Source organism: Streptomyces sp. col6 (genome assembly GCF_008042035.1).
In the GTDB taxonomy this organism is placed as follows: domain Bacteria; phylum Actinomycetota; class Actinomycetes; order Streptomycetales; family Streptomycetaceae; genus Streptomyces.
Genome location: NZ_RDBL01000013.1, coordinates 1,083,540 through 1,108,702 on the forward strand (window position 1 = coordinate 1,083,540; position 25,163 = coordinate 1,108,702).

The following is a 25,163-nucleotide window of genomic DNA, read 5'->3' on the forward strand; positions in this document are numbered from 1 at the left end:
CGCGTAGGAATATTGAGAAGGGCTGTCCCTAGTACGAGAGGACCGGGACGGACGAACCTCTGGTGTGCCAGTTGTTCTGCCAAGGGCATGGCTGGTTGGCTACGTTCGGAAAGGATAACCGCTGAAAGCATCTAAGCGGGAAGCCTGCTTCGAGATGAGTATTCCCACCCTCTTGAAGGGTTAAGGCTCCCAGTAGACGACTGGGTTGATAGGCCAGATGTGGAAGCCCGGTAACGGGTGGAGCTGACTGGTACTAATAGGCCGAGGGCTTGTCCTCAGTTGCTCGCGTCCACTGTGTTGTTCCCAGGCCACGAACAGTCGTGCTGGTTGAACAGCGTCATTCAATTAATTGAAAAGTGTGCTTGTTCGCTAAGTGCCGATACTCCGCTTTGTTGCGGAGTGGCCGATAGTGTTTCGGTGGTCATTGCGTTAGGGAAACGCCCGGTTACATTCCGAACCCGGAAGCTAAGCCTTTCAGCGCCGATGGTACTGCAGGGGGGACCCTGTGGGAGAGTAGGACGCCGCCGAACAATTTTTGAAGGACCCTTGGTCCAGCGTTCAACGCTGGACCAAGGGTCCTTTTGTTTTTCCCGAAGCGCGTCGGGTGTCCGGCTGCGCGAGAATGTCTGTAGTACCCCGAATGACAGGAGCCCCACCCATGTCCACCAACTCTCCCGACGATCGTTCGGAGCGCGAGCCGCGTCGCCGGGACGGCGGTGACCGGGGCGGCTTCGGCGGCGGCCGCGACGACCGTTCGCGCGGCCCGCGCCGCGACAACGACCGCCCCTCGGGTGGCGGTTTCCGTCGCGACGACCGGGACCGTGGTCCGCGTCGCGACGACCGGCCCTCTTCCGCTGGTGGGTTCCGTCGTGATGACCGGGGCGGCAACTCCGGTGGTGCTTTCCGCCGGGACGACCGTGGCGGTGGCTTTGACAACCGTGGTGGTGGGTTCCGTCGTGATGACCGTGCGCCGCGTCGTGATGACGACCGTGGTGGCCGGCCGGGTGGCTTCGAGCGCCGCGACGACCGCCGCGACGACCGTCGTGACGACCGGCCGCGTGGGCCGCGTCGGGACGACGACAACCGTGGCGGCGGCTTCCGCCGCGACGACCGCGGCGGCAACTCCGGCGGCGGTTTCCGCCGCGACGACAACCGTGGCGGTTCCTCCGGCGGTGGGTTCCGCCGCGACGACCGGGGCGGCAACTCCGGTGGTGGCTTCCGTCGGGACGACCGTGGCGGCGGTTTCGACAACCGTGGTGGTGGGTTCCGTCGTGATGACCGTGCGCCGCGTCGTGATGACGACCGTGGTGGCCGGCCGGGTGGCTTCGAGCGCCGCGACGACCGCCGCGACGACCGGCCGCGTGGGCCGCGTCGGGACGACGACAACCGTGGCGGCGGCTTCCGCCGCGACGACCGCGGCGGCAACTCCGGCGGTGGGTTCCGTCGTGACGACAGCCGTGGCGGTTCCTCCGGCGGTGGGTTCCGTCGTGACGACAGCCGTGGCGGTTCCTCCGGCGGTGGGTTCCGCCGCGACGACAACCGTGGCGGTTCCTCCGGTGGTGGCTTCCGTCGCGATGACCGGCGTGACGACCGGCGTGACGACCGTCGCGATGACAACCGTGGCGGTTACAGCGGTGGCGGTCGGCCGGGTGGCTTCGACCGCCGTGACGACCGTGACCGGGACCGTGGTCCCCGTCGCGACGACGACCGCGGCGGCCGTTCCGGCGGCTACGGCTCCGACCGGCGTGACGACCGCCGCGACGACCGGCCGCGCGGCCCCCGTCGTGACGACAGCCGTCCGGCGGGTGGCGGGTTCCGCCGCGACGACCGCGACCGTGACCGGGACCGCGGCCCCCGTCGCGACGACAACCGGGGCGGCGGCTACCGAGGACAGCGGGACGACCGTGACCGCGGTGGCTACCGGGGCCGTGACGACCGCGGCGGCCGGCCGGGCGGTTACGAGCGCAGGGACGACCGCGACCGCGAGCCCATCAAGCGGCTGCCGATCCCGGACGAGGTCACCGGCCACGAGATCGACCCGGACGTCCGCCAGGAGCTGCTGAGCCTGCCGAAGACGCTGGCCGAGGACGTGGCGAGGAACCTGGTCATGGTGGCCCGGCTCATCGACGAGGACCCCGAGGAGGCGTACGCGTACTCGCGCATCGCCCTGCGGCTGGCCTCGCGCGTCGCCGCCGTCCGCGAGGCCGCCGGCTTCGCCGCGTACGCGACCCAGAAGTACGCGGAGGCGCTGGCGGAATTCCGCGCGGCCCGGCGGATGACGGGCTCGGCGGAGCTGTGGCCGGTCATGGCCGACTGCGAGCGCGGTCTCGGCCGGCCCGAGAAGGCCATGGCGATGGCCGGTGAGCCCGAGGTGCAGAAGCTGGACAAGGCGGGGCAGGTCGAGATGCGTCTCGTGGCCGCCGGTGCCCGGCGGGACATGGGGCAGATCGACGCTGCCATCGTCACGCTCCAGAGCCCCGAGCTGGCCTCGAACGCCGTGCACCCATGGACGCCGCGACTGCGCTACGCCTACGCCGACGCGCTGCTCGAAGCGGGCCGCGAGGACGAGGCGCGCGAGTGGTTCGGCAAGGCGCTGGAGGCCGACAAGGACGGTGCCACCGACGCGTCGGACCGCCTCGCCGAGCTGGACGGGGTCGAGTTCGTCGACGCCCTGGACGAGGACGACGAGCACGCCGAAGCCCAGGCGCCCGTGGCGGCCGACGAGGACGGCGACGACGCCGACGAGGACGGCAAGTCCCAGGCGTAACGCATGAGAAGAGGGCGGCACCCGCATCGGGTGCCGCCCTCTTTCGCGTTCAGCCCAGCTTCAGGCTGCGCAGCACCAGGCCCGTGGCGGGCTTCGGGCCGAAGGACGTCGACTTGCGGGGCATGGTGACGCCCTGCCGGGCCAGGTCCCGGACGAGTTCCTCGCGTACCGGGTGCATCAGCACCGCCGTGGAGTGGTGCCGTTCGGCCTGCTCGACGGCGGCCGCGGTGTCGTGGATGTAGGCGATGTGCGCCGGGTCGTCCGGGATCTCCCACACATGGTCGAGCAGCGCCGAGTGCAGGACCGTCGCGTCGAGGGTGCGCCAGGCCGCCGGCCGCTCCGCCGGCACCGTGCGGGACAGCAGGGCCTCGTCGGGGCGGTCGACCAGATGGAAGCCCCCGTCGCCGGCGAGCAGGAAGGCGTTGCCCTCGGCGGCCGCGTCGGCCAGGGCGTCCAGCGCCCGGGGGAGCGGCCCCGCCACCTCGCGTATCCGGAACAGGCCCGCCAGAGCGGCCAGGGCGTCGGCGACCGGCAGGCCGTGCAGCAGGCGGTGGATGGCGCGGACCCGGAGCGGGTAGCGGGCCGTGTCCACGAGGAGAACGAGGCCGTAGTCCCAGGGGCCCGGGTCCGTGTGCTCCTGCTGGAGCCGCAGGTAGGTCGCCCAGCGGTGGTGGCCGTCCGCGATCAGCGCCTGGTGACGCAGCAGGTCCGCCTCGATCTCCGCGCGCTCGGCGGGGTCGGTGACCGCCCACAGCCGGTGGCAGAAACCGTCCTCCGTGGTCGTGTCGAGCAACGGCGGGCGGTCCACGGTCCGTTCGACGACGGCGGTCGCGCCCGTGGCGGCCTCCCCGTCGCCCCGGTAGGTCAGCAGCAGCGGTTCCAGGTGGGCGGCGGTGGCGCGCATCAGATCGGCCCGGTCCTCGACGACATGCGCCATGACGTCCTCGTGCGGGAGCACGATGCCCTCGGCGGGCCCGGAGAGCGCGAGGGCGCCGATCACCCCCCGCTGCAGGATGCCGTCGCCGCGTTGCTCGTACACGTACAGGGAAGGCTCGTCGTCCGGCGCGAGCACGCCCTCGGCGAGCCAGTCGTCCAGGGTGGCGGCGGCCTGTGCGTTGCGGGCGGCGACCGTGCCGGCCTGCGGAAGGATCAGCCGGACGATGTTGTGCGGGTCCGCCGACTCCAGGTGGTGCAGTCCGTCGGGCCGTACGACCACGTCGTACGGGGGAGAGGTCACCGCGGCGAGGCTGCCGACCCGCTCGGGGACGTACCGCAGTCCGCGGAACGGAATCAGCCGCAGTCCCCGGTCCGCCGTGCCTGGTGTGTTCATTTGTGCATCGTATGTGCGGTACGGGGATGCGCGATGATCGGGGGACAAGCAGCGATAGGAGCGCGGAACATGAGTGGCACGAGCAGGACCGGCCCGAGCGGCAGCAGCACCGCGCTGAGCGAGGCGTACGACACAGCGCTGCTCGACCTGGACGGTGTCGTGTACGCGGGCGGGCACGCGATCGACCACGCCGTCGAGGCGCTGGGCACGGCCCGGGACGGCGGAATGCACCTGGCGTACGTCACCAACAACGCGCTGCGCACCCCGGCCGCGGTGGCCGAGCACCTGACCGAGCTGGGTGTCCCGGCCGAGCCCGACGACGTGATCACCTCGGCGCAGGCCGTGGCCAGGCTGGTCGCCGACCAGCTGCCGGCCGGGTCGCGGGTGCTGGTCATCGGCGGCGAGGGACTGCGCGTCGCGCTGCGGGAACGCGGTCTCGAACCCGTCGAGTCGGCGGACGACGACCCGGTCGCGGTGGTGCAGGGGTACGGCGGGCCGGACATGGCGTGGGGCCGGTTCGCCGAGGCGTCGTACGCGATCAACCGCGGGCTGCCGTGGTTCGCGTCCAACACCGACCTGACCATTCCGAGTGCCCGGGGGATCGCGCCGGGCAACGGGGCGGCCGTCGAGGTCGTCCGGATCGCGACCGGCGCCGAGCCGCAGGTCGCCGGGAAGCCGCTCCCGCCGATGCACCGCGAGACCGTGCTGCGCACCGGGGCCGAACGGCCGCTGGTGGTCGGCGACCGGCTCGACACGGACATCGAGGGGGCGTTCAACGGCGGGGTCGACTCGCTGCTGGTGCTGACCGGGGTGACCGACGCGGCGCAGCTGGTGACCGCCGTGCCCGAGCACCGGCCGACGTACATCGACGCGGATCTGCGCGGGCTGCTCACCGGACAGCCCGAGGTCGAGGAGGACGGCGGGGGATTCCGCTGCGGCGGCTGGACGGCGTCCGCCCGGGACGGCCGGCTGGTGCTGGACGGCGACGGCGAACCGCTCGACGGGCTGCGGGCGCTGTGCGCGGCGGCCTGGTCCCAGGCGGGCGACCATGCCTGTGACCTGGACGCGGAGAAGGCGCTGGCCCGGCTGGGGCTCTGAGGCCGGGGCGCGGGTCAGGGAGGGTGGGTAGGCTAACCTAACCGGGTGTTGGTTGAAAGCCCCCCGGATTCCAGTTCCGGCCCGATAGCCGCGCCGGACAAGGCCGCCGCTCCCCGCAGGCGTCACGCGGCGAGAGCGGCGGGGCTCCTGGTGGCCGTGGCCGTCCTCGTGCTGGTGTGCCTCGCGTCCATCGGGATCGGCGCCAAGGCGCTGCCCCTCTCCGACGTGTGGCACGGACTGTTCCACTACGCGGGCAGCGGCGACGACGTCCTCGTACGCAAGGTACGCGTCCCGCGCACCTTGCTCGGGCTCCTCGTCGGCGCCGCGCTCGGCCTCGCCGGGGCGGTGATGCAGGCGCTGACCCGCAACCCGCTCGCCGAGCCCGGCATCCTCGGTGTCAACGCGGGGGCCTCGGCCGCCGTCGTCTCCGCCATCAGCTTCTTCGGCGTCACCTCGCTGACCGGCTATGTGTGGTTCGCCTTCGCGGGCGCCGCGATCGTGTCGGTGGCCGTGTACTTCCTCGGCGGAAGCCGCTCGTCGACCCCGGTGCGGCTCGCGCTCGCCGGGACGGCCGTCACCGCCGCGCTGTACGGATACGTCAACGCCGTACAGCTGCTGGACTCGGCGGCGCTGGACCGGCTGCGGTTCTGGACGGTCGGCTCGCTGGCCTCCGCGAACACCGAGACCGTCGGCAAGGTGTGGCCGTTCATCGCGGCGGGCGTCCTGCTGACCGTGTTCATCGCGCGCCCGCTCAACGCCCTGGAGATGGGCGACGACACCGCCAGGTCGCTGGGCGCGAACCTGACCCGGACCCGCGTCCTCGCGATGCTCGCCGTCACCCTGCTCTGCGGGGCGGCGACCGCCGCGTGCGGGCCGATCGTCTTCATCGGGCTGATGATCCCGCACCTGGTGCGCACCCTCACCGGGCCGGACCTGCGGTGGATCCTGCCGTACGCGGCCGTCCTCTCGCCGGTGCTGCTGCTCGGCGCGGACGTGGTGGGCCGGGTCATCGCCCGCCCCTCCGAGCTCCAGGTCGGCATCGTCACCGCGCTGATCGGCGGGCCCGTCTTCATCCACCTCGTACGACGCAAGAGGATGTCCCAGCTGTGAAGGCCACGACCACGAAGGGGACGGCGCACACCGCCGGTCCGGTGCGGGCCGTCCGGACACCCGGCGGATATTCGTTCCGGATGAACGTGCGGGCCGCCCTGGTCGTCCTGCTCCTGGCCCTCGTGGCGGCGGCAGCGGCGGTCGTCCTCATCGGCAGCGGCGACTTCTCTATGACGCCCGGCGAGGTGCTGACCACGCTCTTCGGCCACGGGACCTTCCAGCAGGAGTTCATCGTCACCGACCTCAGGCTGCCCCGGGTGCTCGTCGGGCTCCTCGTCGGCGGTGCGCTCGGTGCCGGCGGGGCCGTCTTCCAGACCATCTCCCGCAACCCGCTCGGCAGCCCCGACGTGCTCGGCTTCGGGCAGGGCGCCACGGTCGGCGCGCTCACCGTGATCGTCCTCTTCCAGGGCGGCGCGGCGGCGGTCTCGGCCGGTGCGGTCATCGGCGGCCTGGTGACCGGTGTCGCGGTCTACCTGCTGGCGTGGAAGCGCGGGGTGCACGGCTTCCGGCTCGTCCTGGTCGGCATCGGCGCGGCGGCCATGCTGACGGCCGCCACCCAGTACCTGATCACCAAGGCCGACCTGGTCGACGCCACGCGTGCCGTGGTCTGGATGACCGGCTCGCTCGACGGCCGGGACTGGGCGCAGGTCTGGCCGCTGCTGGTCGTCTGCGCCGTGCTGCTCCCGCTGGTGTACGGGCACGGGCCGGCCCTGCGGGTCATGGAGATGGGCGACGACGCCGCGTACGCGCTCGGGGTGCGCGTCGAACGCACCCGCCTCCTCCTCATGGGCTCCGCCGTCCTGCTCGTCGCCGTCGCCACGGCCGCCGCCGGGCCGATCGCCTTCGTCTCGCTCAGCGCCCCGCAGCTGGCGCGCCGGCTGACCCGCTCCACCGGCCCCAATCTGGTGGCCGCGACCTTCATGGGCGCGGCGCTCCTGCTCGTCGCCGACTGGATCGCGCTCGACGCGTTCGGCGACCGGCAGCTGCCCGTCGGCGTCGTCACCGGCGTGCTCGGCGGCTGCTATCTCGTGTGGCTGCTGGTGACCGAGCGCAAGGCGGGACGCATATGAAGTCCCGCGCCGACGCCCCCTCCCGACCGTCCGACCCCCGGAGTACGACCATGCAGCGCCTCACCGCGGACTCGGTGACCCTCGGCTACGACGAGCGGGTGATCGCGGAGAACCTCTCGGTCGAGATACCCGACCACTCGTTCACCGTGATCGTCGGCCCCAACGCCTGCGGCAAGTCGACGCTGCTGCGGGCTCTGTCGCGGATGCTGAAGCCGAGCCGGGGCCAGGTGCTGCTGGACGGGCAGTCGATCCACGGGCTGCCCGCGAAGAAGGTCGCGAAGACGCTGGGCCTGCTGCCGCAGTCCTCGATCGCGCCGGAGGGCATCACCGTCGGGGACCTCGTGGCGCGGGGGCGCTATCCGCACCAGGGGCTGCTGCGGCAGTGGTCGCCCGAGGACGAACGCGTCGTCCAGGAGTCGATGGCGTCCACGGGCGTCGGGGAACTGGCCGATCGCTATGTCGATGAATTGTCCGGCGGTCAGCGGCAGCGCGTCTGGATCGCGATGGCCCTCGCGCAGCAGACGCCGCTGCTGCTGCTCGACGAGCCGACGACGTACCTCGACATCCAGCACCAGATCGATGTGCTCGACCTGTGTGCCGAGCTGCACGAGACGCAGGGGCGGACCCTGGTGGCCGTCCTGCACGACCTGAACCACGCGGCGCGGTACGCGACGCACCTCATCGCGATGCGCGGCGGGGAGGTCGTCGCGGAAGGGGCACCGGGGGAGATCGTCACCGCGGAGCTGGTGGAGCGGGTGTTCGGGCTGCGGTGTCAGGTGATTCCGGATCCGGAGACGGGGACGCCGTTGGTCGTGCCGGCAGCGCGGGTGCGCGGGGCGCGCGGGGTCGAAAAGACGTCCGCAAGCGCCGGACGGGCTTGAGTTTGCCGGCCCTGGTTCGCACGCGGAGCTTGGATTCCCTACAGCAGTGACTTCAGTTTCAGCAGGTCTCTGAAGCCTGCCTCCAGGCGGACACGGCCCGAGGCCCAGGCCTTCGCGAAGTTGAGGTCGCCGTCGACCATGGCGACCAGGTCGTCGCCGGTCATTGCGAGGCGGATCTCGGCCTTCTCGCGGGGTGGGCCCTTCAGTGTGTCCAGGACCTGGATGCGGCCGCCGGACAGGCGGCCGGTGAACGTGATGTCCAGGTCCCTGATGTGGCAGCTCAGCGAGCGGTCCAGGTCGGCGGCGCGGCGCACGTCGCCGTCCGCCCCCGCGAGGTTGTCGGAAAGTCTGTCGAGTGCGCTGCGGCACTCCGCCATGGTCGCCATCGTGATCGACCGTACCCCAGCCCTTCGCGGTAGCGTTTCCGCATGAGCGACCCGATGCCCCAGCCCGAGACGGACGCCCCGCCGGAGCCGGCCGAGCCCGCGGGGCCGGCGCCCCTCGGAGTCGTACGGACCCCGACCGGCGACGCCGGGGTGGACGGCCTGCTGGAGCGGCTGGCCGATGCCGACCACCTCGCGGCGGACGGACACACCGAGGTGTACGAGGATGTACACCGGGGCCTGCGCGAGGCGCTGAGCGCGCTGGACGCCGGGCCCGCCCCCGCACCGGGACCCGCAGGGGTGCCCCCGTACAACCACAGGAGCTGAACCGAACGTGGCAGGAGTCGCCCGCCGCCGTCTCGACGCCGAGCTGGTACGCCGCAAGCTCGCCCGCTCGCGTGAGCACGCAAGCCAGCTGATCGCGGCGGGCCGGGTGACCGTCGGCGGCAACACCGCGACGAAACCGGCCACCCAGGTCGAGACCAGTGCCGCCGTCGTCGTCACCAAGGACGACAGCGACCCCGAGTACGTCTCGCGCGGCGGCCACAAGCTGGCCGGCGCCCTCGCCGCCTTCGTCCCGCTGGGCCTTGAGGTCCAGGGCAGGCGGGCGCTGGACGCGGGGGCCTCGACCGGCGGGTTCACCGATGTGCTGCTGCGCGCCGGGGCCGCACAGGTCGTGGCCGTGGACGTCGGCTACGGGCAGCTCGCCTGGTCGCTCCAGTCCGACGAGCGGGTCGTGGTCAAGGACCGCACCAATGTGCGGGAACTGACCCTGGAGGCCATCGACGGTGAGCCGGTCGACCTGGTGGTGGGCGATCTGTCGTTCATCCCGCTCGGGCTCGTCATGCCGGCCCTGGTCCGCTGTGCCGCCCCCGGCGCCGACCTGGTCCTCATGGTCAAACCGCAGTTCGAGGTCGGCAAGGAACGGCTCGGCAGCGGCGGTGTGGTGCGCAGCCCCGAACTGCGCGCCGATGCGGTACGGGAGGTGGCCCGCCGGGCGTGGGCGCTGGGCCTGGGGGTCCGGGGCGTGACGGCCAGCCCGCTGCCGGGGCCCTCCGGGAACGTCGAGTACTTTCTGTGGCTGCGGGCCGGAGCACCGGAACTGGATCCCGCGGATGTCGACCGTGCAGTGGCGGAGGGGCCTCGTTGACGACGAATGCGGCACGAACAGTCTTCCTTTTGGCGCACACCGGCCGTCCGGCCGCGATCCGCAGCGCGGAACTCGTCGTCCAGGGGCTGCTCCGCAGCGGCCTGGGCGTCCGGGTCCTCGCCACGGAGGCGGCGGACCTGCCGCTGCCCGCGTCCGTCGAGACCGTCACCGATGCCACGCCCGAGGTGCTCAACGGCTGTGAGCTGCTGATCGTCCTCGGCGGCGACGGGACGCTGCTGCGCGGCGCCGAGCTCTCGCGCGCCTCCGGGGTGCCCATGCTCGGCGTCAACCTCGGCCGGGTCGGCTTCCTCGCCGAGGCCGAGCGCGACGATCTCGACAAGGTCGTCGACCGGGTCGTCACCCGGGCGTACACGGTCGAGGAACGCATGACGATCGACGTCCTGGTGCACAGCAACGGCGATGTCGTGCACACCGACTGGGCGCTCAACGAGGCGGCCGTGCAGAAGGTGTCGCCCGAGCGGATGCTCGAAGTCGTCCTGGAGATCGACGGCCGGCCGGTGACCGGGTTCGGCTGCGACGGCATCGTGTGCGCGACGCCGACCGGCTCGACCGCGTACGCCTTCTCGGCCGGCGGGCCCGTCGTCTGGCCGGAGGTCGAGGCGCTGCTGATGGTCCCGATCAGCGCCCACGCACTCTTCGCCAAGCCGCTGGTGACCTCGCCGACCTCGGTGCTCGCCGTCGAGGTCCAGCCGCACACCCCGCACGGAGTGCTGTGGTGCGACGGGCGCAGGACCGTCGAGCTGCCCTCCGGGGCGCGCGTCGAGGTACGGCGCGGTGCCGTGCCCGTACGGCTGGCCCGGCTGCACCAGGCGTCGTTCACGGACCGGCTGGTGGCCAAGTTCGCCCTGCCCGTCTCGGGATGGCGGGGCGCGCCCCACTGAGCGCACGATCGGGGCGTCCCGTCCGTGGCCCGTGTGCACGCGGGCGGGGAAACCTCGTATGGTCATGTCCGTGTTGGAGGAGATGCGGATACGGTCGCTCGGGGTCATCGACGACGCGGTGGTGGAGCTGTCACCCGGTTTCACCGCGGTGACGGGCGAGACCGGCGCCGGCAAGACCATGGTCGTCACCAGCCTGGGGCTGCTGCTCGGCGGGCGCGCCGACCCCGCCCTGGTGCGGATCGGTGCCAAGGCAGCGGTCGTCGAGGGCCGGATCACGGTGGCCGGCGGCGACGCGGTGGCGCTGCGCGCCGAGGAGGCCGGGGCCGAGATCGAGGACGGCGCGCTGCTCATCAGCCGCACCGTCTCCGCCGAGGGGCGCTCCCGGGCGCACCTGGGCGGCAGATCCGTGCCGGTGGGCGTGCTGTCCGAGCTGGCCGACGAACTCGTCGCCGTGCACGGCCAGACCGACCAGCAGGGCCTCCTCAAGCCGGCCCGGCAGCGGCAGGCCCTCGACCGGTACGCGGGCGACGGCGTCGCCGCGCCGCTGGCGAAGTACGCGGCGGCCTACCGGCGGCTGCGGGACGTCGCGGCGGAGCTGGACGAGCTGACGACGCGCGCCCGCGAACGCGCGCAGGAGGCCGACCTCCTGCGCTTCGGGCTGAACGAGATCGCCGCCGTCGAACCGCTGCCCGGCGAGGACACCGAGCTGGCCGCCGAGGCCCAGCGGCTCGGCCACGCCGACGCGCTCGCCTCCGCCGCCGCCCTCGCGCACACCGCGCTGGCCGGCAACCCGGAGGACCCGGAGGCCCTGGACGCCACGACCGTGGTGGCCGCGGCCCGGCAGGCCCTCGACGGGGTGCGCTCGCACGACCCGGCGCTCGCCTCGCTCGCCGACCGGGTCGGCGAGATCTCCATCCTGCTCGCCGACGTCTCGGGCGAACTGTCCGGGTACGCGGACCAGCTGGACGCCGACCCGCTGCGGCTCGCCGCCGTGGAGGAGCGCCGCGCCGCGCTCACCGCGCTCACCCGCAAGTACGGGGAGGACATCACCGCCGTACTCGCCTGGGCGCAGGAGGGCGCGGACCGGCTCACCGAGCTGGAGGGCGACGACGACCGGATCGGGGAGCTGACCGCCGAGCGGGACGCCCTGCGCGCCGAACTCTCGGGCCTCGGGCAGGCGTTGACCGACGCCCGGACGGCCGCCGCCGCGTCCTTCGCCGACGCGGTGACCGAGGAGCTGGCGTCCCTGGCCATGCCGCACGCCCGGGTCTCCTTCGACATCCGGCAGACCGAGGCGCCGGACGAGGCATCCGGCATCGAGATCGACGGCCGGAACGTGGCCTACGGCCCGTCCGGCGCCGACGAGGTCGAACTGCTCCTCGCCCCGCACCCCGGCGCCCAGCCCCGGCCGATCGCCAAGGGCGCCTCGGGCGGTGAGCTGTCCCGGGTGATGCTCGCCGTCGAGGTGGTCTTCGCGGGTTCCGACCCCGTGCCCACCTACCTCTTCGACGAGGTCGACGCGGGTGTCGGCGGCAAGGCGGCCGTGGAGGTCGGGCGGCGGCTCGCGAAGCTCGCCAGGTCGGCCCAGGTCGTGGTCGTCACCCACCTGCCCCAGGTGGCCGCGTTCGCGGACCGGCAGCTGCTGGTCGAGAAGACCGTGGACGGCTCGGTGACCAGCAGTGGTGTCACCGTGCTGGAGGGCGAGGACCGGGTGCGGGAGCTGTCCCGGATGCTCGCGGGCCAGGAGGACTCCGAGACGGCCCGCGCCCACGCCGAGGAACTGCTCGCCGCGGCCCGCGCCGACGGGTAGGGGAACGGCTCGCCACGGCTCGCGCCGGACGGGCAGGGGCTTTCGCGGCCGGGACCGGAGCGGTCCCGGCCGCTCCGGTTTCGCCGTACGGGTGTCGTGCCGCCGTACACACTTTCACCCGTGCGGGTGGTCTGGGGCGCCCGGTTTGTCGCGATGAGCGCCGGAGTAACGGTTCCGTCGTGCCGGAACGTGCGTACGGACTGGCATCCTTGGCCGTGTTCGTACCCCCGACTCGGGAGCCCCGGGAGCCAATCGACGTGTCACAGCTGCGCACGGTCCAGGTACTCGGCGGCGGCAGTGCCGGCAGCAGCGCGCATGCCCGCTCGCTGGCCGCCGGACTGGTCGCCCGGGGGGTGAAGGTCACGGTCTGCGCGCCCGCCGCGCTGGACCGCACCCACGACTTCACCGCCACGGGCGCCCACTTCGCCCCTGTGCCCCGGCGCAGCGATCCGGCGGCCGTCGCCGCGCTCCGTGCCGCCTGCGCCGACGCGGACGTCGTCCACGCGCACGGCCTGCACGCCGCCGTGCGGGCGGCCCTGGCGATCGGCGGCCGCCGCATCCCCCTGGTCGTCACCTGGCACACCCGCGCCCATGCGGAGGGGGCCCGCCGACGGCTGCTGCACCTGCTGGAGCGAAGGGCGGTGCGCGCGGCGGCCGTTGTGCTCGCCACCTCCTCCGACCTGGTCGACCGGGCGCGCGCCCGGGGCGCCCGTGACGCCCGCCTCGCGCCCGTCGCCGCACCCCGGCCGCCGCTGCCCGCCGGGCCGCCCGCCGAGAAGGTGCGCGCCGAACTCGGTGCGGTGGAGCGGCCGTTGATCGTCGCGCTCGGCAGTCTCGTCCCGCACCACGGCTACGGCACCCTGCTCGACGCGGCGGCCGCGTGGCGCCTGCTCGACCCCGTGCCGCTGGTGGCCGTCGTCGGGGAGGGACGGGAGCGGGCCGCCCTGCGGCGGCGGATCACGGCCGAGGGACTGCCCGTCGAACTGCTGGGTGACCGGAACGACGCCGCCGCGTTGCTGGCCGCGGCCGACGTGGCCGTCCTGGCCAGCCGCTGGGAGTCCCGCTCGACGATGGCCCAGCAGGCGCTGCGGGCCGGGGTGCCCCTGGTCGCCACCGCGGTCGGCGGCACGCCCGAACTTGTGGGGGACGCGGCGGTCCTCGTGCCGTATGCGGACGCCGATGCGCTGGCCCTGTCGGTGGCCGGGCTGCTGGACGACCCGGCCGGGCGGGACCGGCTGGCCGCCGACGGGCTCCGGCAGGCGGCGAGCTGGCCGACCGAGGACGACACGGTGGCGCAGGTGCTCTGCGTGTACGACGAACTGGTCCAGCCGCTGGTCCGCTGACGGCCGTTGACAGCGCCCGGACCGGCTGCGATCTTGAAAATCCGGGCAGGGTGGCTGGGAGGGCACATGGGCGAGGACGTACGGGTCGACCGGGAGCAGGGCGCGGACATCGGCGCGCCGCCGGGACCGCTCGTCCCCGCCGACTGGCTCGCCGCGCGCCTCGGCGCTCCCGGGCTGCTGGTGCTCGACGCCTCGGTGGGCGCGCACCGGGGGAGCGGGACGCGGATCGCGGGCGCCCGGGTCTTCGACATCGACGGCGCGCTCTCCGACCCCACGGCGACGGTGCCGCACACCATGCCGGACGCCGCCCGGTTCACCGACGGGATGCGGGCGCTCGGCCTGAACGACGCGGACACCGTCGTCGTGTACGACGCCGCCGGTATCTACTCCAGCGCCCGCGCCTGGTGGATGCTCCGCGCGATGGGCTTCGACCGGGCCGCCGTCCTCGACGGGGGCCTGCCCACCTGGACCTCCGCCGGGCTGCCGGTCGACGAGGGCGCGCCCGGACCCCTCACCGCGCGCGGGGACTTCACGGCCCGGCCCCGCCCCGGGCTCCTCGTGGACGCCGACACGGTGGCGGCTGCCCTGGCCGCCCCGGACGCGGCGGTGCTCGACGCCAGGACCCGGGGGCGGTTCGAGGGCACGGAGCCCGAACCGCGTGCCGGGCTGCGCGGCGGCCATATGCCGGGGTCCGTGAACCTGCCCTTCGGCCTGCTCCAGGACGCGGGGCGGATGCTGCCGCCCGGCGAACTGCGCGCGGCGTTCGCCGGTGCGGCCGGTGACCGGAAGCGCCTGTACGTCAGCTGCGGCTCGGGCGTGACCGCCTGCGTCCTCGCGCTCGGCGCCGAGCTGGCCGGCTACCGGGGGACAGCCGTGTACGACGGCTCCTGGAGCGAGTGGGGCCTGCCGTCCTCGGACCGGCCGGTCGCGACGGGGGCGGCGGCGGGCTGATACGGCTCCGCCCGGCTGCCGGAGAGCGGCAGCCGGGCGGGAACGGGGCGGGACCGTGGCCGTCAGCCCACGTACGCACCGCTCGCCGTCAGGCGCAGGGCCGTGTCGATCAGGGGAACGTGGCTGAACGCCTGCGGGAAGTTGCCCACCTGGCGCTGGAGGCGTGCGTCCCACTCCTCGGCCAGCAGGCCCAGGTCGTTGCGGAGGGACAGCAGCTTCTCGAAGAGACGGCGGGCCTCGTCGACCCGGCCGATCATCGCCAGGTCGTCCGCCAGCCAGAACGAGCAGGCCAGGAACGCGCCCTCGTCGCCCTCCAGACCGTCCACGCCCGCGTCGTCGCCCGCCGTCGGGTAGCGCAGCACGAAGCCGTCCTCCGTGGACAGCTCGCGCTGGATCGCCTCGATGGTGCCGATGACCCGCTTGTCGTCGGGCGGCAGGAAGCCCATCTGCGGGATGAGCAGCAGGGAGGCGTCCAGCTCCTTCGACCCGTAGGACTGGGTGAAGGTGTTGCGCTCCTTGTCGTACCCGCGCTCGCAGACGTCGCGGTGGATGTCGTCGCGCAGCTCGCGCCAGCGCTCCAGCGGCCCGTCCGTGTCGCCGGACTCGATGAGCTTGATGGTCCGGTCGACGGCGACCCAGGCCATCACCTTGGAGTGCACGAAGTGACGGCGCGGGCCGCGCACCTCCCAGATGCCCTCGTCCGGCTCGCCCCAGTGCTTCTCCAGGTACTCGATGAGCTTGAGCTGGAGCCCGGTGGCGTAGTCGTTGCGGGCCAGGCCGGTCATGTGCGCGAGGTGCAGCGCCTCGGTGACCTCGCCGTACACGTCCAGCTGGAGCTGGCCCGCCGCGCCGTTGCCGACGCGGACCGGGGCGGAGCCCTCGTAACCCGGCAGCCACTCCAGCTCCGCCTCGCCCAGCTCCCGTTCGCCCGCGATCCCGTACATGATCTGCAGGTTCTCCGGGTCGCCGGCGACCGCGCGCAGCAGCCACTCGCGCCAGGCGCGGGCCTCCTCGCGGTAGCCGGTGCGCAGCAGCGAGGAGAGTGTGATCGCGGCGTCGCGCAGCCAGGTGTAGCGGTAGTCCCAGTTGCGGGAGCCGCCGATGTCCTCGGGCAGCGAGGTGGTCGGCGCGGCGACGATGCCGCCGGTCGGCGCGTACGTCAGTGCCTTCAGCGTGATCAGCGAGCGGACCACGGCCTCGCGGTAGGGCCCGTGGTACGTGCACTGCTCGACCCACTCGCGCCAGAAGTCCGCGGTCGCCTCCAGCGAGCCGTCCGGGTCCGGGAGCGCGGGCGGCTCGTGGTGCGAGGGCTGCCAGCTGATGGTGAACGCGATCCGGTCACCGGGGGCGACGGTGAAGTCGGAGTACGTGGTCAGGTTCTCGCCGTAGGTGTCGGCGGGGGTGTCCAGCCAGACCGAGTCCGGCCCCGCGACGGCGACCGTACGTGAGTCCACCTTGTGCACCCAGGGGGTGACGCGGCCGTAGCTGAACCGCATGCGCAGCTCCGAGCGCATCGGCACCCGGCCGCTGACGCCCTCCACGATCCGGATCAGCTGGGGCGCGCCGTCGCGCGGCGGCATGAAGTCGGTCACTCTGACCGTGCCGCGCGGCGTGTCCCACTCCGATTCGAGGATCAGGGAGTCCCCGCGGTAGCGGCGGCGGTCGGCCGCCGGAGGCTCCGTGCCCTCGGGGTGGGCCGGTCCCAGACGCCAGAAGCCGTGTTCGTCGGTGCCCAGGAGGCCCGCGAAAATGGCGTGTGAATCGAAGCGGGGCAGGCACAGCCAGTCCGCTGTGCCGTCCCGGCAGACCAGGGCGGCGGTCTGCATGTCTCCGATGAGTGCGTAATCCTCGATGCGCCCGGCCACGTGCATCTCCAGTCGAACGGCCATGTCGCCCCGTGGGGCGCTTACTGCGGGTCAAGAGGTCGTAGCAAGGGGTTGTTGTGGGGTGACCTGCGAGCTTCTGCCTCGCCCGAGCGAGTGTCCGAGCAGGATACGACGCACCCGGGTGGTCCGCGCGACCCTCTCGCCAACTGGGCTGCGCCGATCGAGTGGGGTGCGAGTGGCACACGTGACTCGCGCGGCGCTCGCGCGCCGGGTGGCCGGAAGCGGTCTCCCCCTGTCGCTGATACCCTGGTAGCCCGTGGACCGGTGGTCGTCCTCGAGAGCGGACGAGGCCCCCGAACCGCAGCGACGGCATCTCCGGAAATCCGGACGGCAAGCCGGTACGCACCTCATGATCGCGACCACGGGAGCCCCCTTTGGCTATGCAGCCCACATCCACGACGACCAAGCACATCTTCGTCACCGGGGGTGTCGCCTCTTCCCTCGGCAAGGGTCTGACTGCCTCCAGCCTCGGCGCCCTGCTCAAGGCGCGCGGCCTCCGGGTCACCATGCAGAAGCTCGACCCGTACCTGAACGTCGACCCGGGCACGATGAACCCGTTCCAGCACGGCGAGGTCTTCGTGACCAACGACGGCGCGGAGACGGACCTCGACATCGGCCACTACGAGCGCTTCCTCGACGTCGACCTCGACGGCTCGGCCAACGTCACGACCGGCCAGGTGTACTCGCAGGTCATCGCCAAGGAGCGGCGCGGCGAGTACCTCGGTGACACCGTGCAGGTCATCCCGCACATCACCAACGAGATCAAGCACCGCATCCGCCGCATGGCCACCGACGACGTCGACGTGGTCATCACCGAGGTCGGCGGCACCGTCGGCGACATCGAGTCGCTGCCGTTCCTGGAGACCGTCCGCCAGGTCCGCCACGAGGTCGGCCGGGACAACGTCTTCGTCGTGCACATCTCGCTGCTGCCCTACATCGGCCCTTCCGGCGAGCTGAAGACCAAGCCCACCCAGCACTCCGTGGCCGCGCTGCGCAACATCGGTATCCAGCCGGACGCCATCGTGCTGCGCGCCGACCGTGATGTGCCGACCGCCATCAAGCGCAAGATCTCGCTGATGTGCGACGTCGACGAGACCGCCGTGGTGGCCTGCGTGGACGCCAAGTCGATCTACGACATCCCCAAGGTGCTGCACACCGAGGGCCTGGACGCCTACGTCGTGCGCAAGCTCGACCTGCCGTTCCGCGACGTCGACTGGACCACCTGGGACGATCTGCTGGACCGCGTCCACAACCCCGACCACGAGGTCACCGTCGCCCTGGTCGGCAAGTACATCGACCTGCCCGACGCCTACCTCTCGGTCACCGAGGCCATCCGGGCCGGCGGCTTCGCCAACAAGGCCCGCGTCAAGGTCGAGTGGGTCGCCTCCGACGACTGCAAGACCCCGGCCGGCGCGCAGAAGGCCCTCGCCGGTATCGACGCGATCTGCATCCCCGGCGGCTTCGGCGAGCGCGGTGTGGTCGGCAAGGTCGGCGCGATCCAGTACGCCCGCGAGAACAAGGTGCCGCTGCTCGGCCTCTGCCTGGGCCTCCAGTGCATCGTGATCGAGGCGGCGCGCAACCTCGCCGAGATCCCCGACGCCAACTCCACCGAGTTCGACGCCGCGACCGGCCACCCCGTCATCTCGACGATGGAAGAGCAGCTCGCCTACGTCGAGGGCGCCGGCGACCTGGGCGGCACCATGCGGCTCGGCCTGTACCCGGCGAAGCTCGCCGAGGGCTCGGTCGTGCGCGAGGCCTACGACGACCAGCCGTACGTGGAGGAGCGCCACCGCCACCGCTACGAGGTCAACAACGCCTACCGCGCCGAGCTGGAGAAGAAGGCCGGACTGGTCTTTTCCGGCACGTCCCCGGACAACAAGCTCGTCGAGTACGTCGAGTACCCGCGTGAGGTGCACCCCTACCTGGTCGCCACCCAGGCGCACCCGGAGCTGCGCTCCCGCCCGACCCGCCCGCACCCGCTCTTCGCCGGCCTGGTGAAGGCGGCCGTCGCCCGCAAGACGGGCGCCGCGGCCGAGGGCGAGCAGGCCAAGTAGACGGCCGGCCCCCAGGCGTTACGGTTGACCGGGGCGCGTGTCCGAACAGGGACGCGGGCCCCGGTCACCGTTTTTCGTGGGAGGACGCAGATGGGTTTCCAGGACACGCCCGAACAATGGCGGGTCACCGCGAGCGCGACCCCGTTCCGGGGGAAGAAGACCAGCGTCCGCGCCGATGACGTCGAGATGCCCGACGGTACGGTCGCGCACCGCGACTACCAGGTCCACCCCGGCTCGGTCGCCGTGCTCGCGCTCGACGACGAGGGCCGCGTCCTCGTCCTGCGCCAGTACCGCCACCCGGTCCGCCACAAGCTGTGGGAGATCCCGGCCGGCCTGCTCGACGTGCCCGGCGAGAACCCGCTGCACGCCGCACAGCGCGAGCTGTACGAGGAGGCGCACGTCAAGGCCGAGGACTGGCGGGTGCTGACCGACATCTACACCTCGCCCGGCGGCTCCGACGAGGCCGTACGCATCTTCCTCGCCCGGGACGTCTCCGAGGCGGAGGGCGAGCGCTTCGAGGTCGCCGAGGAGGAGGCGGACATGGAGCTGGCCCGGGTGCCGCTCCAGGACCTCGTGCGCAAGGTCCTCGCGGGCGACCTGCACAACAGCTGCCTGGTCGTGGGCGTCCTCTCGCTCGCCGCGGTCCTCGCGGGCGACGGCACCGACTCGCTGCGGCCCGCCGACGCGCCCTGGCCGGCCCGCCCCTTCGAGGCCTGACGAACCGTCGACTCCGACACTGACGGCCCGTCGGAAGCCGTACCGGCAAAGGCCGGTGCGGCACCGGACACGGTCACTCCCGCGCATCCCTCGATCGTAAGAAATGCTGATCCGATCGAGGGATGTCCGGAGCGCGCTCCCCCTCGACCGCCCACCCGGCTGAACTACGCTTCGAATGCCCTGACCGGACTCCCGGCGGGCAACGCGTGCAGCGAAGTGGAGCGTGGCCCGTGACGGATCAGGCGGTGGACACCAGCGGCCCGGCCGAGGCAGCGGGGACCGAGGAGCCTGCCGCCCACGAACCAGCCCGATTCTTCGGCCGCGAACGCGAGTTGAAGGAACTGCGCGACGACATCGAGCGCGCCGGCCTCGACACCATGGCCGGCCGCCGCAGCGCCCGCGCCCGCGTCCTCCTGATCGCCGGACGCCCCGGCTCCGGCCGTACCGCGCTCGCCGCCGAACTGGCCCGCCGGCTCCTGGAGACCGGCGACTACCCCGACGGGCTGCTCCGCGTCCGGCTCACCGAACCCGGTGGCGCCCCCGTTCCCGTCGAACGCGCCGCCCGCGACCTGCTGGGCCTGCTGGAGCTGGCCGGACCGCCCGGCGCGGACGCGGACGAACTGACCGAGATGGTCCGCGAGGCGCTGGCCGTCCGCCGGGTCCTGCTCCTGCTCGACGACGCGCAGGACGCCGAACAGGTCGACCCGCTGCTCCCCGACAACCCGGACTGCCTGGTCGTCGCCGTCTCCGAGGGGCCGCTGACCGGCATCCCCGGAGTCCGGCCCTGCACCGTCGGCGGCCTGGACACGGGCTCCGCCGTCGAACTGCTCGGCCGCGCGACCGGCCAGGTCCGGATCACCGTCGACCCCCTGACCGCCCAGACCCTCGCCGAGGACTGCGGCGGGCAGCCGGCCGCGCTGGTCCTGATCGGCGGCTGGCTCGCCGCCCGCCCGACCGCCTCGGTGGCCGACGCCGGACGGCAGCTGCGCGCGCTGCCCGACGACCCCGAGCTGCCCGCCGGCACCCGTCCGCTGACCCGTGCCTTCCGCCTCGTCCACGACTCGCTGCCGGCCACCGCCGCCCGGATACTGCGACTGCTCGCCCTCGCCCCCGGCGGTCTCGCCGACGCCCACACCGCCTCGGCGCTGGCCGGCTGCTCGGTCTCGGCCGCCCGGACCACCCTCGACGACTTCGTGACGCTCGGCCTGCTGCGCCGCGAGGGCGCCGGGGAGCCGCAGTACGAGGTGCCGGGCTGCCTCGCCGGGATGCTGCGGGCGCTGCTGGAGGACCGGGACCGCCCGGCCGAGATCCAGCTCGCCCGCGCCCGGATGCTGGAGCGCACCGTGCGCCTGCTCCAGTCGTGCCGGGCCGTCACCGACCCCGAGGGCTCCCCGTCCCGCCGCAAGCTCGCCGGACTCCCGCGCTCGCTGCGCTTCCCGAACCCCGGGGAGGCCGCCGCCTGGCTGCGCGCCCGCAGGCCCGCGCTGCTGGCCGCCGCCCGGATCGCCGTCGAGGACGGCGGACTCGACACGCTGGCCCGCCGGCTGGTCGCCGCACTGGTGCGGGCGCTCGCCGCGCACGAGGGCACCGACGCCGCCGCGCCCGACCTGTACGCCCTGCACGGTCTGGTGCTGGCCGTCGCGGAGCGCCGCGACCTGCCCCGCGAACGGGCGGCGGCCCTGCTCAACCTGGCCGACCTGGACGCCGGGACGGGGCGGACGAAGGAGGCGCTGGCCCGCTACCGGGAGGCGCTGGACGCCGGGCGGGCGGCGAAGGACCCGTACGCCACGGGGCGGGCCATGGAGTCCGTCGGCGGCGCCTACGCGGAGCTGGGCGACTACCCCCGGGCCTCCGACTGGTACGGCCGGGCGCTCGCCCAGCGCCTCACCCAGGGCGAGCAGGCCGACGCGGCCCGCCTGTACGGGCGGCTCGGCACCGTCCACACCTACGCCGGGCGGTACGGGGAGGCGCTGCGGAACTGGCGAGCAGCCGCGGCGGGCCACCGCAGGCTCGGCGACCTGCCCGCCCAGGCCCGCGCGCTGAGCGAGATGGCCCGGGTCCAGGAGTACGCGGGCCGGCCGCAGGAGTCGCTGCGGACCTGCCGGGAGGCGGTGGAGTGGGCACGGCGGGCCGGGGACGTACGGCTGCAGGCCGCGCTGGAGCTGCGGCTCGCCGACACCCTGGACCGGCTCGGTGACCCCGCGGCGGCGGGGCTGCACCGGGGTGCGGCCGACAGATTGCTGGGCGGGGCGAGCGAGACCTACGAAACCCGCAGTGCTTCGACAGAAAAATAATGCTTTGCAAGGCTAGACAGCGGGAAGCCCTTCATTAGACTGGCTGTACCGCGGCCGTTCGCGGTGCCTTCACATGCGATGCATCTACCCTTTTTGCATTGCTGTGCCCGGATTATCCTCTGAGCCAAGGACCGTGATCGACATGAAGGTCGGCATCCCCCGCGAAGTCAAGAACAACGAGTTCCGCGTGGCGATCACGCCTGCCGGTGTGCATGAGCTCGTCCGCCACGGCCACCAGGTCGTCGTCGAGCAGAACGCCGGCGCGGGCTCCTCCATCACGGACGAGGAGTACGTCGCGGCCGGGGCGCGGATCCTGCCCACCGCGGACGAGGTCTGGGCCACCGCCGACCTGCTGCTCAAGGTCAAGGAGCCCGTCGCCGAGGAGTACCACCGCCTCCGCAAGGGCCAGACCCTCTTCACCTACCTGCACCTCGCCGCCTCCCGCGCGTGCACCGACGCCCTGCTGGAGTCGGGTACCACCGCCATCGCGTACGAGACCGTCGAGACCGCGAACCGCGCGCTGCCGCTGCTCGCCCCGATGTCCGAGGTCGCGGGCCGACTGGCCCCGCAGGTCGGCGCGTACCACCTGATGCGCTCGGCCGGCGGCCGCGGCGTGCTGCCGGGCGGCGTCCCGGGTACGGCGGCGGGCCGGGCCGTCGTCATCGGCGGCGGTGTCTCCGGCTGGAACGCCACCCAGATCGCCGTGGGCCTCGGCTTCCACGTCACGCTGCTCGACAGGGACATCAACAAGCTCCGCGAGGCGGACAAGGTCTTCGGCACCAAGGTGCAGACCGTCGTCTCCAACGCCTTCGAGCTGGAGAAGGCCGTCGTCGAGGCCGACCTCGTCGTCGGTGCCGTGCTGATCCCCGGAGCCAAGGCCCCGAAGCTGGTCACCAACGAGCTCGTCGCCAAGATGAAGCCCGGAAGTGTACTTGTCGACATTGCGATTGATCAGGGTGGATGCTTCGAGGACTCGCATCCGACGACGCACGCCGAGCCGACCTTCCGAGTGCACGACTCGGTCTTCTACTGCGTCGCGAACATGCCCGGCGCGGTGCCCAACACCTCGACGTACGCCCTCACCAACGCGACGCTTCCGTACATCGTGGAGCTGGCGAACCGGGGCTGGGAGGAGGCGCTGCGCCGTGACGCCGCGCTCGCCAAGGGCCTCAACACCCATGACGGACAGGTCGTTTACCGCGAGGTGGCCGAGGCCCACGGCCTCGACCATGTCGACCTGGGCACGCTCATCGGCTGACCGGGGGTCAACCCCTTCGTCAACTCCGTGCGCCCGGCCGGACCTTGTCACCGAGGTCCGGCCGGACGTGTGCCGGGGTCGTGCACGCCCCCGAGCAACTCGTCTCGAACGTAACCCTTTAACCGTTTCGTACACCCGGGAAAAGTGTGTACCGAGGGTTGCGCGCCCTTGACAGCGGGGCGTTCGATTGCCGACACAACGGGCCGGGTCCGGCGGATTGTGTTGCTGCGGACAGGGGACACGCCATAGAGTCGCCAATCGTCGGCATGGTGCCACGCTGACCTATCGATAAGTTCCTGGTCACGTCCAAGGAGGTAAGACGACTTGTGAATGAGTCGACAATTACTCCCGGGGGTGTTCAACCAGGGATGCCTGCACGGGGCCAGAGCCCGAACGGGCTGGAGGCTGTCGGCTCCGTCGCTGTCCGCACCTTCTCCACCCACCAGCACATGACGACAGCCCCCCAGATGATGGACGGCCTACACGTGAACGCCATGGCCGGCAACGAGAGTGGCCGGGACACCGCCCGCCTCGCCGACTTCGACGAGACGCCCCAGGGGCACTTCTACGACCCCGACGCCGAGTACGAGCCCGATCCGGAGTACGCGGCCACGCTCGCGCCGGACGCCGCCCGGCAGCGCCGCGAGCGGATCGGCCCGACCGGCCGCCCCCTGCCCTACTTCCCGATCCCGGGTCCGCTGACCGATCACGGCCCCGCGAAGATCATCGCGATGTGCAACCAGAAGGGCGGCGTCGGCAAGACCACGTCGACCATCAACCTGGGCGCCGCGCTCGCCGAGTACGGACGACGCGTCCTGCTCGTCGACTTCGACCCGCAGGGCGCCCTCTCGGTCGGCCTCGGGGTAAACCCGATGGAGCTCGACCTCACCGTCTACAACCTGCTCATGGAGCGGGGCATGGCGGCCGACGAGGTCCTGCTGAAGACCGCGGTCCCCAACATGGACCTGCTCCCCAGCAACATCGACCTCTCCGCGGCCGAGGTGCAGCTCGTCAGCGAGGTGGCCCGCGAGTCCACGCTGCAGCGCGCCCTGAAGCCGCTGATGGCCGACTACGACTACATCGTGATCGACTGTCAGCCTTCGCTCGGCCTGCTCACGGTGAACGCGCTGACGGCCGCGCACAAGGTGATAGTCCCGCTCGAGTGCGAGTTCTTCGCGCTGCGCGGGGTCGCCCTGCTCACCGAGACCATCGAGAAGGTCCAGGAGCGGCTCAACCCCGACCTGGAGCTCGACGGCATCCTCGCCACCATGTACGACTCCCGTACGGTGCACAGCCGCGAGGTCCTGGCGCGCGTCGTCGAGGCCTTCGACGACCACGTCTACCACACGGTCATCGGGCGCACGGTCCGCTTCCCGGAGACCACGGTCGCCGGTGAGCCCATCACCACGTACGCCTCCAACTCGGTCGGTGCCGCCGCCTATCGCCAGCTCGCCAGGGAGGTGCTCGCCCGGTGTCACGCCGAGTGAGTCTGCCCGGGGCCGACGAACTGTTCCGTACGACCGGGGGGATGGGGCTCCAGGCCTCGTCGCCCGCGGAGCGCAGGCGCAAGGCGAACGGCGAGACCCGGGTACCGGCTCCGGCCGGTGAGAACGAGCCCGGGACCGACGCGCCGGGGGAGGCTGCCCCGGACGCCGGGACCGCGCCCGCGCGCCAGGAGCACTCCGCGGCCGGCGCCGACGCGGGCGACTCGCGCAGCCGGTCCGCCGACTCCGACCGGGTCGCCGTCGCCGCCCAGGCCGGCCGCCGCCCGCAGCAGCAGCAGCCCGCCGCGCAGGAGCCGCCCCAGGCCCCCGTCGTGCAGCAGCGTCGGCGCGGCGGCGGCGGACGCGGCGCGAACCGGCGGCCCAGCGGACGCGAGCGCCACGACGAGAAGATCACGGTCTATGTCTCCGCCGAGGAGCTGATGGACCTGGAACACGCGCGCCTCGTCCTGCGCGGCGAGCACGGTCTCGCCGTCGACCGGGGCCGGATCGTCCGCGAGGCGGTCGCCGTCGTCCTGGCGGACCTGGAGTCGCGCGGCGACGCGAGCATCCTCGTACGGCGGCTGCGGGGCCGCTGACCGGTACGGCGCCGGTAGCCTGCCCGGAAGGCCTGCCCCCTTCCGTACGGGCCGCCGCCCGCCGCCGTAGCCCGCCCCG

The 25,163-nt window shown here is 72.7% G+C and carries 21 protein-coding genes, 1 rRNA gene and 1 other annotated feature; of the genes, 19 read left to right on the plus strand and 3 right to left on the minus strand.

The window, feature by feature from the left end; translation table 11 throughout:
- Positions 1-2: 2 nt before the first annotated feature.
- Positions 3-265 (plus strand) — a sequence feature (23S ribosomal RNA rRNA prediction is too short).
- Between the two features lie 148 nt (positions 266-413).
- The 3 genes from rrf (at position 414) to EAO73_RS36665 (ending at position 2,767) form a co-directional block, all read left to right on the plus strand.
- A 5S ribosomal RNA gene (gene rrf / locus EAO73_RS21600) occupies positions 414-530 on the plus strand.
- A gap of 261 nt (positions 531-791) precedes the next feature.
- Positions 792-2,063 carry a hypothetical protein gene (locus EAO73_RS37130; RefSeq protein ID WP_318153279.1) on the plus strand — a complete coding sequence of 424 codons (1,272 nt, stop codon included), beginning with the start codon at positions 792-794 and terminating at the stop codon, positions 2,061-2,063.
- A complete protein-coding gene (locus tag EAO73_RS36665; protein WP_376560509.1) occupies positions 2,060-2,767 on the plus strand; it encodes a tetratricopeptide repeat protein in 708 nt (235 codons plus the stop codon). The genes EAO73_RS37130 and EAO73_RS36665 overlap by 4 nt, the downstream gene beginning before the upstream one ends.
- A gap of 49 nt (positions 2,768-2,816) precedes the next feature.
- On the opposite strand, the gene EAO73_RS21610 is transcribed toward EAO73_RS36665, so the two are convergent.
- Complete coding sequence (locus EAO73_RS21610) at positions 2,817-4,097, minus strand: DUF1015 family protein (protein ID WP_147973131.1); 1,281 nt, start codon at positions 4,095-4,097, stop codon at positions 2,817-2,819.
- 69 nt (positions 4,098-4,166) lie between these two features.
- Here EAO73_RS21610 and EAO73_RS21615 point away from each other — a divergent pair, with 69 nt between their 5' ends.
- The 4 genes from EAO73_RS21615 (at position 4,167) to EAO73_RS21630 (ending at position 8,256) form a co-directional block, all read left to right on the plus strand.
- Positions 4,167-5,195 (plus strand): HAD-IIA family hydrolase, encoded by a 1,029-nt coding sequence (locus tag EAO73_RS21615; protein ID WP_147973132.1) that lies wholly within the window; start codon positions 4,167-4,169, stop codon positions 5,193-5,195.
- Between the two features lie 150 nt (positions 5,196-5,345).
- Positions 5,346-6,305 carry a FecCD family ABC transporter permease gene (locus tag EAO73_RS21620; RefSeq protein ID WP_147973581.1) on the plus strand — a complete coding sequence of 320 codons (960 nt, stop codon included), beginning with the start codon at positions 5,346-5,348 and terminating at the stop codon, positions 6,303-6,305.
- The gene (locus EAO73_RS21625) at positions 6,302-7,375 is read left to right on the plus strand and encodes a FecCD family ABC transporter permease (RefSeq protein ID WP_147973133.1); all 1,074 of its coding nucleotides are present in this window, start codon (positions 6,302-6,304) and stop codon (positions 7,373-7,375) included. Before EAO73_RS21620 ends, EAO73_RS21625 begins: the two co-directional genes overlap by 4 nt.
- Positions 7,376-7,425: 50 nt before the next feature.
- Positions 7,426-8,256, plus strand: a complete 831-nt coding sequence (locus EAO73_RS21630) for an ABC transporter ATP-binding protein (protein WP_147973134.1) — start codon at positions 7,426-7,428, stop codon at positions 8,254-8,256.
- A gap of 38 nt (positions 8,257-8,294) precedes the next feature.
- On the opposite strand, the gene EAO73_RS21635 is transcribed toward EAO73_RS21630, so the two are convergent.
- Positions 8,295-8,642 carry an SCP2 sterol-binding domain-containing protein gene (locus EAO73_RS21635; RefSeq protein ID WP_147973135.1) on the minus strand — a complete coding sequence of 116 codons (348 nt, stop codon included), beginning with the start codon at positions 8,640-8,642 and terminating at the stop codon, positions 8,295-8,297.
- A 54-nt stretch (positions 8,643-8,696) separates the two neighbouring features.
- Here EAO73_RS21635 and EAO73_RS21640 point away from each other — a divergent pair, with 54 nt between their 5' ends.
- The 6 genes from EAO73_RS21640 to EAO73_RS21665 all read left to right on the plus strand — a co-directional run bounded on the left by EAO73_RS21640 (position 8,697) and on the right by EAO73_RS21665 (position 14,795).
- Positions 8,697-8,966 (plus strand): hypothetical protein, encoded by a 270-nt coding sequence (locus tag EAO73_RS21640; RefSeq protein WP_147973582.1) that lies wholly within the window; start codon positions 8,697-8,699, stop codon positions 8,964-8,966.
- A gap of 7 nt (positions 8,967-8,973) precedes the next feature.
- Positions 8,974-9,789, plus strand: a complete 816-nt coding sequence (locus EAO73_RS21645) for a TlyA family RNA methyltransferase (protein ID WP_147973136.1) — start codon at positions 8,974-8,976, stop codon at positions 9,787-9,789.
- Complete coding sequence (locus tag EAO73_RS21650; protein WP_147973137.1) at positions 9,786-10,691, plus strand: NAD kinase; 906 nt, start codon at positions 9,786-9,788, stop codon at positions 10,689-10,691. The genes EAO73_RS21645 and EAO73_RS21650 overlap by 4 nt, the downstream gene beginning before the upstream one ends.
- A gap of 64 nt (positions 10,692-10,755) precedes the next feature.
- Entirely contained in the window at positions 10,756-12,501 is a 1,746-nt protein-coding gene (gene recN, locus EAO73_RS21655; RefSeq protein ID WP_191134161.1) for a DNA repair protein RecN, read from the plus strand.
- A gap of 257 nt (positions 12,502-12,758) precedes the next feature.
- Positions 12,759-13,844: a glycosyltransferase family 4 protein gene (locus EAO73_RS21660; protein ID WP_147973139.1), complete on the plus strand. Its 1,086-nt coding sequence runs from the start codon at positions 12,759-12,761 to the stop codon at positions 13,842-13,844.
- Positions 13,845-13,910: 66 nt separating this feature from the next.
- On the plus strand, positions 13,911-14,795 hold the full coding sequence (locus EAO73_RS21665) for a sulfurtransferase (protein WP_147973140.1): 885 nt from the start codon (positions 13,911-13,913) through the stop codon (positions 14,793-14,795).
- 62 nt (positions 14,796-14,857) lie between these two features.
- Here EAO73_RS21665 and EAO73_RS21670 read toward each other — a convergent pair whose 3' ends face one another.
- On the minus strand, positions 14,858-16,660 hold the full coding sequence (locus EAO73_RS21670; protein ID WP_147973583.1) for a glycoside hydrolase family 15 protein: 1,803 nt from the start codon (positions 16,658-16,660) through the stop codon (positions 14,858-14,860).
- A gap of 401 nt (positions 16,661-17,061) precedes the next feature.
- Between EAO73_RS21670 and EAO73_RS21675 the strand changes: the two genes are divergently transcribed.
- The 6 genes from EAO73_RS21675 (at position 17,062) to EAO73_RS21700 (ending at position 25,084) form a co-directional block, all read left to right on the plus strand.
- Positions 17,062-18,735, plus strand: a complete 1,674-nt coding sequence (locus EAO73_RS21675) for a CTP synthase (protein ID WP_147973141.1) — start codon at positions 17,062-17,064, stop codon at positions 18,733-18,735.
- Positions 18,736-18,825: 90 nt separating this feature from the next.
- Positions 18,826-19,452, plus strand: coding sequence for an NUDIX domain-containing protein (locus EAO73_RS21680; RefSeq protein WP_147973142.1), 627 nt, complete (start codon positions 18,826-18,828; stop codon positions 19,450-19,452).
- A gap of 230 nt (positions 19,453-19,682) precedes the next feature.
- Positions 19,683-21,746, plus strand: coding sequence for a tetratricopeptide repeat protein (locus EAO73_RS21685; protein ID WP_147973143.1), 2,064 nt, complete (start codon positions 19,683-19,685; stop codon positions 21,744-21,746).
- 142 nt (positions 21,747-21,888) lie between these two features.
- Positions 21,889-23,004, plus strand: a complete 1,116-nt coding sequence (ald, locus tag EAO73_RS21690) for an alanine dehydrogenase (protein ID WP_147973584.1) — start codon at positions 21,889-21,891, stop codon at positions 23,002-23,004.
- 368 nt (positions 23,005-23,372) lie between these two features.
- Entirely contained in the window at positions 23,373-24,491 is a 1,119-nt protein-coding gene (locus tag EAO73_RS21695; protein ID WP_147973144.1) for a ParA family protein, read from the plus strand.
- Positions 24,488-25,084: a hypothetical protein gene (locus EAO73_RS21700; protein ID WP_147973585.1), complete on the plus strand. Its 597-nt coding sequence runs from the start codon at positions 24,488-24,490 to the stop codon at positions 25,082-25,084. The genes EAO73_RS21695 and EAO73_RS21700 overlap by 4 nt, the downstream gene beginning before the upstream one ends.
- Positions 25,085-25,163 lie beyond the last annotated feature (79 nt).